Raw genomic sequence first — 13704 nt, 5'->3', positions numbered from 1 at the left:
AACAATAATAAATTTATGAAAATTCTGCATACCGCCGACTGGCATTTGGGAAAAAGACTGGACCGCTTTTCACGGATGGAAGAGCAAATCCTGGTAATGGAAGAGATTATAGGCATTGCCGATGAGGAACACGCAGATCTTATTCTTGTTGCCGGTGACCTTTTTGATAATTTTAATCCAGGTGTAGAAGCCATTGAGCTTTTTTATAAAACCCTGAAACGTTTATCTTTAAATGGAAAACGTCCTGTGATTGCTATTTCCGGAAATCATGATTCTCCCAGCCTAATCAATGCTCCAGATCCTCTGGCTCGTGAATGCGGAATTATTTTAATAGGACATCCTAAAGCCGAGATTACACTTTTTAGTACGGAATATTTCAAAGTTTCAAATTCTAAGGCAGGTTTTATAGAATTGAAAATCGGAGGAATAGATTTTCCTGTAAGAATTCTTCATACTCCTTTCGCAAATGAAATCCGGTTAAAGGAATATTTTGGTGAAAATAAAGAGGAAGAAATTAATAAAGTGCTTTCAGAAACATGGAAAAACCTTGCAGATCAGTTTTGTGATGATTCTGGAGTCAATATTCTGACCGCTCATTTATATATAAATAAAAGAGGTGCAGAAATTCTGGAAGAACCGGAAGGAGAAAAACCTATTAAAATCGGAAATGCAGATCTGATTTTTTCGGACAGTATTCCTGAGCAGATTCAGTATACGGCACTGGGCCATCTCCATGGGTTTCAGAATATCGGAACGAAAGAGAAACCTGTGATTTATTCATCTTCTCCCCTTTGTTACAGCTTCAGTGAAGCCGGGCAGAAAAAGTATGTTTCCATTATTGATGCTGAGCCGGGAAAAACAGTGTCTTACGAGAAAAAAATACTAAAAAGCGGAAGAATTTTAGTCAGAAAAACATTTACTTCCATTGAAGATACTGTTCAATGGCTGGAAGAAAATCCCAATACATTTATAGAACTTACCCTTGAGAGTGAGACATTTTTAACAGCTGATGAAAGAAGATTAATTTATCAGTCTCATAACGGGATTGTTCACCTTATTCCAAAAGTCAAAAACCGGGAGCTTGATGAAGAGCAGAGCCACGAAATCAATTTAAATCAGAATATTGATATATTATTTAAAGATTATTTTAAATCCAAAAACGGCGGGCAGGAAGCCAATGAAGAACTGATGAATTTGTTTAACGAAATTTTAAATGCATAAGCCATGATCCCTGTTCAACTAACTATCGAAGGACTTTACTCGTACCAGGAGCGCCAGACCATTGATTTCAGAAACCTTACTGAAGCGGGACTTTTTGGTATTTTCGGGGCAGTGGGTTCTGGAAAATCATCGGTTCTTGAAGCCATTTCATTTGTCTTGTACGGAGAAACGGAACGTCTGAACATGCGTGATAAAAGAGCTTATAACATGATGAATTTAAAATCAAACAGCTCTTATATAGAATTTGATTTTATAAATTATGAGAATAAGCTTTTCCGTGCTACCCGTGACTTTAAGAGAAATTCCAAAAAATTTGAAGAAGTAAAGCCTAATGCAGTTACTTTCTATGAAAATAGTAATGGCAAATGGATTCCTCTGGATCACTCTAATGCAGAAATAATCATTGGGTTAAGCTATTCCAATTTTAAGCGAACCATCATTATTCCGCAGGGACAGTTCAAAGAATTCCTTGAACTGGGTGCTGCAGAAAGAACAAATATGATGAAGGAGATCTTCAATCTTCAAAAATTTGACCTTCAGAACAATGTTTCTGCACTTCATGTAAAAAACAGATCTGAACTGGATCAGCTTGAAGGTCAGTTAAAAGGTTTTGAAGAAATCAATGAAGAGAAGATCAAAGTTCAGAAAGAACAGCTGACTGAAGAACAGAAACTACTTTCGGAATCCAATGAAAAACTGGAAAAGATTTCCAACACTTATCAACAGCTGAAAAACTTAAAAAGCGATTTTGACAGTTTACAGCAGAATAAGGAAAAATTCAGCAGACTCTCTGAAGAGAAACCTCAGATGGATGCGCTGGAAGCGCAAGCGGAATTATATGACCGTATTTTCAGACTCTTCAATCCATTGATTATTGAGAAAAATAAGCTTTCAAAAGAGATTTCGGAGAAGCGGAACGAGAGAGAAGAACAAATTAAAGCATGGCAGGAAACTGAAAAGGCCTTTATCGTTATAAAAGAACAACTTTCCATTCTTGAGCCGCAGTTCAAAGCTTTGGAACAGTCCAAAATTCAAGAAAATGATATGAACCTTATCCTTCAGGTTCTGAAGTTTACTGAGGAAATCAAAATTCTGAATGAAAGAACCCAGAAAGGTTCCGAAAAAGTAAAAGAAGTAGATCTCAATAAGGAGAAGATTCAAAAGAAGATTGATGAACTTTCTTCACAGGTGAAACTATTGAAGGAACAAAAAGTGGATTCCGCATTGTTATCTGAAGTGGGAAATTGGTTTATTCAACAAAAAAATTTAAAAAAATCACTTCAGGAACAAACCGAAAAGATTGAGAAACATCAAAAACAGATCGGAGAAATTGCAGAAGAATTAAAACCTTTTGCTTACAACGAAAATTATAAAGAAGACTTCAGAATCAGAAAAGAAGCCTTAGAAACTAAGAAAAAGGAACTTTCTCAGAAACTGGATCATCTCAAAATACAAAAAGAGCTTTCCCGTTTTGCCAGTGAGCTTCATGATGGGGAAAACTGTCCTCTTTGTGGTTCTAAGGAACATCCGCATATTGTGGAATTTCATGATGTGAATGCTGAACTGCAGGAAATTCAGGAGAAAATAACATCCGTAGAACAGGAAACAGCTGGTCTTCAAAAGCAGGAAGCAGAAATTGATAAAATTCTGGACCGAAAAAAAATCTTTGAGGAACAACTTTTTTCAGAACAGAAAATTATCCTGCAGATTCAGAAAGATATTGAAAATCATATTCTGAATTTCTCATGGAAGCCTTTTTCCCCGGATCAGGAAGAAGAGTTTGATAAAAAACGTTCAGACTCATTTACTTTAGAAAAAAAGGTTGAGGAAACGGAGCGAAGCATTGCTTTGGAAAGAGAAAATCTGGAAAAAGAAACCAAAACGCTGGAAAAGTATAAGAGTGCCCTCGAGGCTTTCCGTTTGGAAGAAGTTTCAAAACAGGAGCAGATCAATATCAGCCGTTCTGGGCTTAAAATTCTTGACTGGAATAGGTATGCTCAAAAGGAAAAAGCTGAGATTGAAGACGCTTATCAAAAGTTGGTACAATCTAACAGGGAAACCGAAGAAAATTACCAAAAGGCATTACAGCAGGAAAAGATTCTCTCTCCGAAACTGGCAGAGCAAAAAGCCATTGTCAACCAATCTGAAAAACAGATCACAGAACTCGAGAAGGAAATTTTCGGTAATGAAGAAGCTATCGTTAAAGCTTTGGCAGCTCAAAATTTTACAGAGTTCAAAGAAGTTGAAAATATTTTACTTCAGGAAATCAATATTCAACTGGTGAGAACAAAAGTTCAGAACTTTAAAGTTGATTTTGAAGCTTTAAAGAAATTCATCGGAGAACTGGAATTAAAACTGAAGGGACTGTCATTCGATAATGAACAGTTTTCTCTGACTGAGCAACAGTTCGGTGAAGCGCAAAGTGAACAGAAAAAAATAAGTGATTCTGTAGTAACAAAAACTGCAGAAATAGACCGACTGGAAAAAGAATTCGTAAAAAAAGAAGACCTTTTGAAAGAACTGGCAAAACTTCAGAAACGTTCAGAGAATTTAAAAATAATGATGAACCTGTTTAAAGGAGCAGGTTTTGTACAATATGTTTCATCTATTTATCTGAGACAACTTTGTGATCATGCGAATGTGCGTTTCCACAGAATGACCAGAAACCAGCTGAGTCTGCAGCTTAATGAAAATAACGATTTCGAGATCATTGATTACCTCAACGAAGGGAAAAGCAGAAGCGTAAAAACGCTGTCGGGAGGGCAGGCATTTCAGGTCTCTTTAAGTCTGGCTCTGGCACTGGCAGAAAGCGTTCAGGCCAATGCACAGGCAGATAAAAATTTCTTCTTTATTGATGAAGGCTTTGGAACTCAGGATACAGAATCTGTGAATATTGTATTTGAAACCCTCACCAATCTGATGAAAGAAAACAGGATTGTAGGAATTATTTCGCACGTTGAAGAGCTGAAAGAGAAAATTCCTACAGCTCTCAATATCATTAAAGACGAGGAAAGAGGAAGTCTGATTGAGATTATATAATTAATCTTTAAACCTCAAAAGAAATTAAACTAAGGCTGGCTTGAACATTTATGCATGAAGAATCAATACAGCCTTTACAGATTTGTTCAGGATCTCGTCTACAGTACTACCGGAAAATAATCGGTAAATAATATTATGATTGTGTTTTACAAGACATAAAATATCTGTTTTATTGGTTTCTATGAAATCAATAATTCCGCTTGATGGTTTATCATCCTCAACGTAGTGAAAGGTGATTTCCACAGAAGAAAGCTGATCTTTTAATTTCTTTTCACCATTTTCTATAGCTCTTGCAGCTGTATCTTTGTCTGAAATATGAAGTATTTCCAATTTTTTAGGATCGGAAACTTTAAGGATCTGGTTCAATGCCTTTACATCCCTTACGGATAGTTTTGTGGTTTTATAATCTGCAGCCAGCGTGATAACAGGTGTTGGATGAAGTATACTTTCCGCAGGAACTATTAATGTTGGAATCCGCATTTTGCTAATGGCTAAACTGGCATTGCTTCCTATAATTCCCTTAATGCCCGTAGCTCCCGTCATTCCCATGACTAAAAACGATACATCATTATATTCTATGTATTTGGTAATAACATTTCTTAAAAAGCCAACATCACAAACGGTTTTTACCGGAATGTCTTTATATACGTCATTATTACAGAAAGTTTCTGTCCATTCTTTCAGAGCGGATCTTTTTCTTGCATAGTAATCTTCAATAAAAATGGCGTTGTATGTACTATTGTTGATGCCTTCCGTAGGATGAATGGCATTCAGTACCGTTACTTTCATCTTTAAAGTTTTGGCGAGGGAGAGCGAATACAACAGCGCATTACCTGCGTTATTGGAAAAGTCTGAGGCAACTAATATTTGTTTCATTTTTTTTCGGTTTTAATAATAATCACTGAACTAAAAATCTGCCACTAAATAAACAGATGGAAACATATAAATAACAGTAAAGATAATACAATAGAAACCGGTAAAGTAAGTACCCAGGCAAGACCGATACTTTTTAATGTAGCCGGATTAAGGTTACTTTTACCACCGGAAGCGACCATAGAACCTGCTATACCACTTGACAAAACGTGCGTGGTACTTACCGGTAATCCCAGAAATGTACTTATACCGATAGTAGATGCAGCAACAATTTCGCTGGATGCACCCTGAGCATAATTCAAATGTTCATTTCCTATTTTTTCACCAATAGTTACTGCAATTCTTTTCCAGCCTATCGTAGTTCCCAGCCCGAGAGATACTGAGATAATAATAATCACCCATAGAGGAGCAAATTCGGTTAATTTTTTAAGTTCAGAAATCTGGCTGGTAAGTATTGCTCTGCTGGATTCGTCAATAGCTATGGTTTTATTTTCATTCAGCTTTTTTAGAGAATCAACAAGGTTGTCTATCTGTTTCCGGAATTTATAAGTAGTGGCTTTGTCTTTTTCATTTTTATGGATCAGATTTTCTTTTACATTTTCAACGGCCAGATTCAATGTCTTAAATTCTGCTGTATTTCGAGTATTCCGGGCAGCTGTTGCCTGTAATGTACGTTCCGTTGTGTTCAGGATAGAAATAATCTTATCATTAGGAATATCATGATTAACTGCAAATTGGGCAGGCATGAAAGCAATCAGGATCAGCATAAAAAGTCCTACACCTTTTTGTCCGTCATTACTGCCGTGAAAAAAGCTTACTAAAGTACAGGTTGTTATTAAAATGGCTCTGATCACCAAAGGAGGTTTGTCATTAGCTCCGGTTGGAATATGAAAAAGCGTTTTATAACGGATTACATATTTAAAAAACCACATCAGCAAAACAGCTAAACAAAATCCTACTATAGGGGATAAAATAAGTGACATCCCAATTTCTTCTGCTTTATGCCAGTTCACTCCTCCGCCATAATACCAGGTAAATCCTAAGCCGGCACCAATTAAAGCACCAATCAGGGTATGAGAACTGGAGCATGGTATTCCAAAATACCAGGTTCCCAGATTCCAGATGATCGAAGCCAGTAGAACAGCAAGAACCAAAGAGGCTCCCACAGCAATTGGCAGCGTTATGAGCGTATCCATAGGTACCAATTTTAAGATTCCCATCGCAACAGCAATTCCCCCTGTAAAAACTCCCAGAAAGTTCCAAAAGCCTGACCAAGGGATTGCGATAACGGGCTTAAGAGCTTTGGTATAAATTACAGTAGCCACAGCATTGGCGGTATCATGAAAACCGTTTACAAACTCAAAAGCCACTACAGCTACAAGACACAGGATGAAAATAATGACAAGACCTGTACTGAGATCCGGATCCACTGAAAAAAATAGAATATTGTTTAAAAGCATGGTTTTTTGTTTAGATTTTGTAATAACTGGATCAACAGAGCATCCAGAATATTGAGAAATGAAACCATCAGAAAGGGATAATAAGAACGATATCCTGAATAGCAATGGATTTTAGAATATCCAAAAAACCTTTTGAACAAACTGGCTGTGGAAATAAACAGTTTGCCACCAATACAATACAAAGTTTGTATCATACGGATTATAGACAGGTCAATCATTAATAGCTATCGCTTTGTTTCATCAATGTAAAGAAATGAAGTTTAAAAGATTACGATGTTAATAAATGATTAACAGTTTATTATATTTAAAAAATAAGATTCTTTGCAATATAAAACAAAGTAAAAAGGAGACCTTTTCTGGTCTCCTTTTTTTATATCTCTAAACTTCCTTGTTATAATCCTTGTATAACAGGCTTCACTTCATTCCCAAACAATTCAATAGACTTCATCATCACCTCATGAGCAGGATCTCCCACATCCATATGTCCGATAAATCTTGTAATTCCGAAAATCTCTTTCATATAAGCGATTTTGTCTGCTACTTCTGCCGGGCTTCCGATAAATAAAGCGCCGTCTTTGCTTCTTCCGCCATCATACTGTGCTTTTGTGTAAGGGGCCCAACCTCTGGAAGCCCCTATTCTATCCATCTGAGATTTATAATTATGGAAATACCCGTCCACTGCTTTTTGATCATCACTCACAAAAGTATGTGAATGAACGGCAATCTGCATTTTTGAAACATCATGTCCCGCTTTCTGGTATTCCTGCTTATAGAATTCGATCAGATTTCTAAACTGAATCGGCATTCCTCCAATAATGGCTACCACTAAAGGCATTCCCAATTGTGCTGCACTTAAAACAGACTGCGGAGTTCCTCCTACAGCTCTCCAGATTGAAAGTTTTCCATCATTCTTTGCTCTTGGATACACGGTTTGATTATTCATAGGAGCACGAAGTTTCCCAGACCAGCTTACATTTTCCTCAGAATTGATTTTCAGTAATAATTCTAACTTTTCATCAAATAGCTGTTCATAGTCATCCAAAGAATAGCCATACAACGGAAATGACTCAATGAAACTTCCCCGGCCCACAAATATTTCGGCTCTTCCGTCTGAAATCAGATCCAGTGTTGAAAAGTCTTCATATACTTTTACCGGCTCCGAAGAACTCAAAACAGTAACTCCACTGGCTAGTTTTATATTTTTTGTAATGCTTGCTGCAGCTGCCAATACTATTTCCGGTGAGGAAACAGCATAATCCGGACGGTGATGTTCTCCCATTGCAAAAACATCAATTCCCACCTCATCCATCAATTTTACCTGATCCAATATTTCACGGATCTTAATTCCTGCATCTCTATATTTTCCGGTTGACTGGTCAAATGCCAGATCACCGAACATTCCTATTCCTAATTCCATATTGTTGATTTTAGTGATACAAAAATACCACTATGAAAAATCAAAAACATTGATGTTTGGTAAGATCGAAAAGTTGTTGTTTTTTCAAACACAAATAACACTAATTTTCCACCAATAACACAACATTGTCATTGCGAGCAAAGCGAAGCAATCTCAATTAAGCATAATACAACAATGTTAAGGTAATGTTCAAAAAAATCCAGCCTAAAACTAGACTGGATTTTTTTATTATTTCTTCAGATATAAATCAAAATAATCTGTAATCTTCTGCATCAGATGAACTCTGTCTTTCCCGATCACATTATGCGGATGCCCCGGATATGTAAAGTAATCTAACTGAACTCCGTTATCAACAGCAGATTTGATGAATTTTATAGAATGCTGCCATACTACTACATCATCCTGTGCCCCGTGAATCATCAGTAGTTTTCCTTTCAGATTCTGAACTTTATCCAAAAGATTAGCAGCTGCATATCCCTGTGGATTTTCCTGTGGAGTATCCATATATCTTTCTCCGTACATGATCTCATACATGCTCCAGTCGATTACCGGTCCTCCAGCTACTCCTACTTTGAATACATCCGGCTTACGAAGCATGAAGCTTGTTGTCATAAATCCTCCAAAACTCCATCCATGGATTCCCATTTTATCTCCGTTTACATAAGGAAGAGACTTTAAGTACTCTACTCCCTTCATCTGGTCGTTCATTTCTGTAGTTCCCAGGTTTCTGAATACAGCCTGCTCAAACTTCATTCCACGGTTGGAAGAACCTCTTCCGTCCATGGTGAAAATAATATATCCGTTCTGAGCCATATATTCATACCAAAGGTTTCCGGAAGCCGGGAAGCTGTTTGTGATCAACTGTAAGTGCGGTCCGTTATACAGATAAACAATGGCAGGATATTTTTTATTCGGATCAAAATTTGTTGGAAGGATGATTTTCCCATACAAAGGAGTTCCGTCATCTGCTTTTAGCTCTACATTTTTAATTTCCGGTCTCTGATAATTCTTTAACGGATTTTCAGAAGTAAGGATATTGGTAGCTTTTAAATTAGAAGTATTGATAATATTGGCAACTCTTGGTGAATTGGCATTGCTGTAAGCATCATACAGATAATTTCCATCATTGCTCAAAGTTCCGGCATGCATTCCTTCCGCACTGTCTAGTTTCTGCATTTTGAAATTAGTCCAGTTGATTCTATATAAATGTCTTTCTAAAGGAGTTTCTTTTGTGGAAGTGAAATAGATTTCCTTTTTCTTTTCATTGAATCCTAAGATATCCGTTACCAGCCAGTCACCTTTTGTGATTTGTGCTACCAGTCCTTTTTCTAAACTATAGTGGAACAAATGATTGTATCCTGTTCTCTGACTCTGCCAGATAAAGTCTGTATTGGAATTCGGGAAGAAAGTAAGTGGATGCTGCGGCTCGACATATTTGCTGTCTGTTTCTTCAAATAATGTTTTTACCAATTCTCCGGTTGCAGCATCATACTGATTCATTTTCATATGATTCTGACCTCTGTTCAGAACTCCTACGAAAATATACTTTGAATCCGGACTCCATGTAACGGCTGTTAAATATTGATCTTTTTCTTCCTCAACTTTTAAGAAAGTCGTAGCTTGAGTTTTAATATTGAAAACACCTAATGTTACCTGATGAGAAGTCTGACCAGCCATTGGGTATTTGATATTGTGATTCACAGCTGGCGTTACAGACCAATCAATGATTGGGTAATCAGCAACCATACTTTGATCCATTTTATAAAATGCTACACTCTCAGAATTGGGAGCAGGAAAAATTCCTGTATCAATTCCGAATTCATTTCTATGAACAGCTTGCCCGCTGATAATATTTTCATTGGTTTCATTGGTTACAGCAATGGTTTTTCCATTTCTGTTTACAAATAAATTATTCTTTGCTGTGAAGGCAAAAGTCTGGCCGTCACCAAACATTTTCACATTCGCGGCATCCTGATCTACAGCAGCTGTACTTTTTACTTTCCAGTCATTTCCTGATTTTTCAATCCATGACATTTTACCGCCTGTTGTAAAATATCCATTGAAATTTCCTGTAAATTTGATTGCAGGAACTGCCTTCAGTTTATCATTGGATAAGTTTCTATTCAGTTGGCTCAACGAGATCAGAGTATCCTGCTTGTTGGTTTTCAAATCTGTAATCAAATAACCACCTTTCACTGCCTGGATGTATGATTTTCCGTCTGCAGCCCATGAAAACTGGGAAATATTTTTCACTGCAAGGTTTGTTCTCATCCCATTTACAGCCTCTGCCATGGTAAATTTCTGGGTCTGGGCAAATGCTGAACTGCCTAAAACCAGCATCAATAAAGAAAAATTATGTAATTTCATTGTATAAAATTGAATCCATCAAAAATAAGAAATAAAAATCATCCGTTAAGAAATGTTAAATTAAAACATTCATAAATTAGAATTCATGCTTTCAAAGAAATTATTTCTTAACTTAATAGTAGAATTTTTATAGGTATTAAAATAGGTCAATCGTGAATTGTCAATACGCTCCGCTTGTCAATTTTTAAATTTTGAGACAGCTATAGTCATTCACCATTCACTTGCGAAGCAAAATTGACTACTGATGTAGAAAAATGCATTTCTTATCCTATATCAATGACTTGTATAGGTATCCTATCCTAAATTTGCATCATTATAACAAACAAAAAATACAAAATACAATGGCAACAAAATGGATCTTAGACCCTACGCATAGTGAAATTACTTTCAAAGTAAAACACATGATGATCTCTAATGTAAAAGGAAGCTTCAGAACCTTCACCGCTGAAATTGAATCTGAAGATGAGTTCTTTGCAAATGCAAAAACTACAGCTACAATTCAAACAGATTCTGTATTCACAAACAATACAGACAGAGACAATCACTTAAAGTCTGCAGAGTTCTTCAACGCTGAAGTACATCCTACAATCACTTTTGAATCTCAGGCGTTAAACAATTCTATCGTTGGAAATCTTACCATCAACGGAATTACAAAACCTGTAGATCTTGACGTAGATTTCGGAGGAATCAATGTAGACCCATGGGGAAATACAAAAGCAGGTTTCTCTTTTGAAGGAAAAATCAGCAGAAAAGACTTCGGATTAAACTGGAATGCAGCTCTTGAAGCAGGAGGTGTAATGGTAAGTGATGATGTAAAAATAGCTGGTGAATTACAGTTTGTAAAACAGGCTTAATAAATAACATATATTATAAAAGGTTCAGGGATTTTTCTAAAAGCCTTGAACCTTTTATTTTTTTATAATCTTCAATATTTATGAACCTCAATGATCTTCAAAACATAAGCGACGGTTTTAAAAGCACACAGAGAATGCCTGTTTTATTTCTTGGGCACGGCTCACCAATGAATGCCATTGAAGAGAATCAATTTGTGCAGGGTTTCAGAAAAGCTGCCTCAGAAATTCCAACACCTAATGCAATTCTTTGTATTTCTGCTCATTGGTATACAGCCGGAACTTTTGTAACCGCTATGGATATGCCGAAAACCATCCATGACTTTTATGGGTTTCCAAAAGCTCTTTTTGATGTGCAGTATCCTGTCCCGGGAAGTCCGGAATTAGCAAAGGAAACAGCAGAGCTCCTTCTCCCTGTTGATGTGGAAGAGGATCACAGCTGGGGACTGGATCATGGTGCATGGTCCGTCATTAAGCATATGTATCCTGATGCAGATATTCCTGTGATTCAGCTGAGTATTGATCATACAAAGCCTCCGCAGTATCATTATGATCTTGCGAAAAGACTCAATAAGCTTCGTGAAAAAGGTATTCTGATCATCGGAAGCGGAAATATCGTTCATAACCTCCGCCTTATCGACTGGAAAAATATTAATACAGTAGGTGCCGGCTGGGACTGGGCAATAGAAGCCAGAGAAAAAACCAACAACTGGCTTCTTGACGGTAATTTTCAAAATATTATTGATTATCAGAAACAAGGAACTTTCTTACAGTATGCTGTTCCTACCCCTGATCATTATCTTCCTTTATTATATACTTTGGGGCTTAAAGATCAGTCTGAAGAGCTTACTTTATTCAACGATGAGCTTATCGGAGGCTCGCTGAGTATGACGAGTGTAAGGATTGGATAATCATAATCGGATATTAAAAATAAAAAAGGAAATACCTCAGCTGAGATATTTCCTTTTCTTTTATAAAGGTAGTATTATTTACTGTACTGCTTTTAATACATTGATGTTTCCGTAGCCATAGCTTGAATTAACATTTGGATAGTAGGCTGCAGACTGTCTCATCTTGTTAAGCACCTGATCTCTTGTCCATGATGGATTTTTAGCCCAGACTAAAGCTGCAATTCCCGCTGTAGCTGCTGTAGCTACTGAAGAACCACCTACATAATCTGCCTGCCCGTTGTAATAACTCAAAACAGGAACAGTATTACCTGAAGGTCTTTCCATCTGGAAAGTAAAGTCGATCTGACTTCCGGAGTGGCAAACATCACATTTCTGATTGGAAGTATTCTCTTTTACTCCTGTTATCGCCTGGGTTTCTGACATTGATGCAGGGAAAATCACCCCCACAAAACTGGTAAAGCTGGTAGAAGTTCCTCCGGCACAGAAGATTAGTTTTCCTTTAGAATAAGCATATTTAACACCATCTTCAATTTTCCCGACAGAGAAAATATGTCCCATAGACATTGAAATGATTTTTACACTGGTGTTATTACCCAATTCTGTAAAAGCCGTTTTTACAGCAGTCTGCTCGCTGGATGTTTCCAAAACAACATTTTCCGCGGCTCTGTAAGCGATCAGATTGGCATTGTAAGCTACTCCTACCGGCAGTCCTGCATTATTTCTTGGAGCTGTCATTACGGAAGCCATTTTTGTTCCGTGTCCGCACTGATCTCCGGATCCATCTGAGTTATATACTCCCAATTTACTGATTGTTCTTCCTGAAGAAGCACCATTATTAAAGCTTCCTCCCAATAAAGTTTGCTCCGGAGAAACTCCTGTATCAATAAGTCCAATGGTAACACCTGCTCCTGTACTGTAGCTCCATGCTTCAGGAATGTTGTGTTTTGTGAAAGCCCAAGGAATTTTTGCGCTTGGTGTTGTAGATGTGTAGTCTGCTGTACTTAATGTTGATGATGAAAAACCACATCCTGATGAACCGCTTCCAGAGGATTTTGCAGCTGCATTATATTGAGCCTCAAATTCAAAATAATGATAATCTGCCGGCTCTACGTATCGGATGTTTTTCATTTGTCGAAGAGCAGTAATGGTTTCTTCTTTTTCAATCACAACATCCATCTGATTAACATATTGATCTGAAAGAAGAAGGAAATTTCTTTCCTCTTTTCCTTCATATTTTTTGATGACAGAAAGGACCTCCTTTTCCATTTCACTGTTGTTTGGGGATTTACTTCTGTCAAAGTCATCCTTAGAAGCTCCAAAACCTATGGATACCATTTTGTTCCCACGGAAAATAGCACTCCATACGAAATGATCGGATTCATTCTTCCAATTGAAAGCACCATCCGTTTTAATAGCCTGATTGATCCGTTCATTGATCTGTTTTGCCGTCAGTGGATCTTTCTGAGCCATTTCTGTTTTTACATTTTCGTTCTGAAGTTCTTCTCTGGAACACGAATTTAAGGCAAAAAATATTGCCAGTAGGAATACAGTTTTTTTCATATGTT

General features: G+C 37.0%; 9 protein-coding genes. 4 read left to right on the top strand and 5 right to left on the bottom strand.

Features of this window, described 5'->3' with window-relative positions:
* Positions 1–15: 15 nt before the first annotated feature.
* On the top strand, positions 16–1221 hold the full coding sequence (locus tag KYG33_RS18175; protein WP_180565129.1) for an exonuclease SbcCD subunit D: 1206 nt from the start codon (positions 16–18) through the stop codon (positions 1219–1221).
* Between the two features lie 3 nt (positions 1222–1224).
* A complete protein-coding gene (locus KYG33_RS18170; RefSeq protein WP_219072174.1) occupies positions 1225–4260 on the top strand; it encodes an AAA family ATPase in 3036 nt (1011 codons plus the stop codon).
* 48 nt (positions 4261–4308) lie between these two features.
* Here KYG33_RS18170 and KYG33_RS18165 read toward each other — a convergent pair whose 3' ends face one another.
* The 4 genes from KYG33_RS18165 to KYG33_RS18150 all read right to left on the bottom strand — a co-directional run bounded on the left by KYG33_RS18165 (position 4309) and on the right by KYG33_RS18150 (position 10377).
* A complete protein-coding gene (locus tag KYG33_RS18165) occupies positions 4309–5136 on the bottom strand; it encodes a universal stress protein (RefSeq protein ID WP_219072173.1) in 828 nt (275 codons plus the stop codon).
* Positions 5137–5180: 44 nt separating this feature from the next.
* On the bottom strand, positions 5181–6593 hold the full coding sequence (locus KYG33_RS18160) for an inorganic phosphate transporter (RefSeq protein ID WP_219072172.1): 1413 nt from the start codon (positions 6591–6593) through the stop codon (positions 5181–5183).
* A 391-nt stretch (positions 6594–6984) separates the two neighbouring features.
* Complete coding sequence (locus KYG33_RS18155; protein WP_077413813.1) at positions 6985–8010, bottom strand: LLM class flavin-dependent oxidoreductase; 1026 nt, start codon at positions 8008–8010, stop codon at positions 6985–6987.
* Positions 8011–8238: 228 nt separating this feature from the next.
* The gene (locus tag KYG33_RS18150) at positions 8239–10377 is read right to left on the bottom strand and encodes a S9 family peptidase (RefSeq protein ID WP_180565125.1); all 2139 of its coding nucleotides are present in this window, start codon (positions 10375–10377) and stop codon (positions 8239–8241) included.
* A 341-nt stretch (positions 10378–10718) separates the two neighbouring features.
* On the opposite strand from KYG33_RS18150, the gene KYG33_RS18145 reads away from it, so the two are divergent.
* Positions 10719–11231: a YceI family protein gene (locus KYG33_RS18145; RefSeq protein ID WP_219072171.1), complete on the top strand. Its 513-nt coding sequence runs from the start codon at positions 10719–10721 to the stop codon at positions 11229–11231.
* Between the two features lie 80 nt (positions 11232–11311).
* Complete coding sequence (gene ygiD, locus KYG33_RS18140; protein ID WP_077413811.1) at positions 11312–12139, top strand: 4,5-DOPA dioxygenase extradiol; 828 nt, start codon at positions 11312–11314, stop codon at positions 12137–12139.
* Between the two features lie 78 nt (positions 12140–12217).
* On the opposite strand, the gene KYG33_RS18135 is transcribed toward ygiD, so the two are convergent.
* Positions 12218–13699: a S8 family peptidase gene (locus KYG33_RS18135; protein WP_219072170.1), complete on the bottom strand. Its 1482-nt coding sequence runs from the start codon at positions 13697–13699 to the stop codon at positions 12218–12220.
* Between the last annotated feature and the right edge of the window lie 5 nt (positions 13700–13704).

It is taken from the genome of Chryseobacterium sp. D764, from assembly GCF_019317325.1.
Lineage (GTDB): Bacteria > Bacteroidota > Bacteroidia > Flavobacteriales > Weeksellaceae > Chryseobacterium.
The sequence above is the reverse complement of the archived record's forward strand: the minus strand, read 5'-3'. Positions and strand labels throughout refer to the sequence as shown.

Bases quoted from the DNA above. Each gene is read 5' to 3' on its own strand.
- KYG33_RS18175 (WP_180565129.1), top strand. From the start codon at position 16: ATGAAAATTCTGCATACCGCCGACTGGCATTTGGGAAAAAGACTGGAC.
- KYG33_RS18170 (WP_219072174.1), top strand. From the start codon at position 1,225: ATGATCCCTGTTCAACTAACTATCGAAGGACTTTACTCGTACCAGGAG.
- KYG33_RS18165 (WP_219072173.1), bottom strand. From the start codon at position 5,136: ATGAAACAAATATTAGTTGCCTCAGACTTTTCCAATAACGCAGGTAAT.
- KYG33_RS18160 (WP_219072172.1), bottom strand. From the start codon at position 6,593: ATGCTTTTAAACAATATTCTATTTTTTTCAGTGGATCCGGATCTCAGT.
- KYG33_RS18155 (WP_077413813.1), bottom strand. From the start codon at position 8,010: ATGGAATTAGGAATAGGAATGTTCGGTGATCTGGCATTTGACCAGTCA.
- KYG33_RS18150 (WP_180565125.1), bottom strand. From the start codon at position 10,377: ATGAAATTACATAATTTTTCTTTATTGATGCTGGTTTTAGGCAGTTCA.
- KYG33_RS18145 (WP_219072171.1), top strand. From the start codon at position 10,719: ATGGCAACAAAATGGATCTTAGACCCTACGCATAGTGAAATTACTTTC.
- ygiD (WP_077413811.1), top strand. From the start codon at position 11,312: ATGAACCTCAATGATCTTCAAAACATAAGCGACGGTTTTAAAAGCACA.
- KYG33_RS18135 (WP_219072170.1), bottom strand. From the start codon at position 13,699: ATGAAAAAAACTGTATTCCTACTGGCAATATTTTTTGCCTTAAATTCG.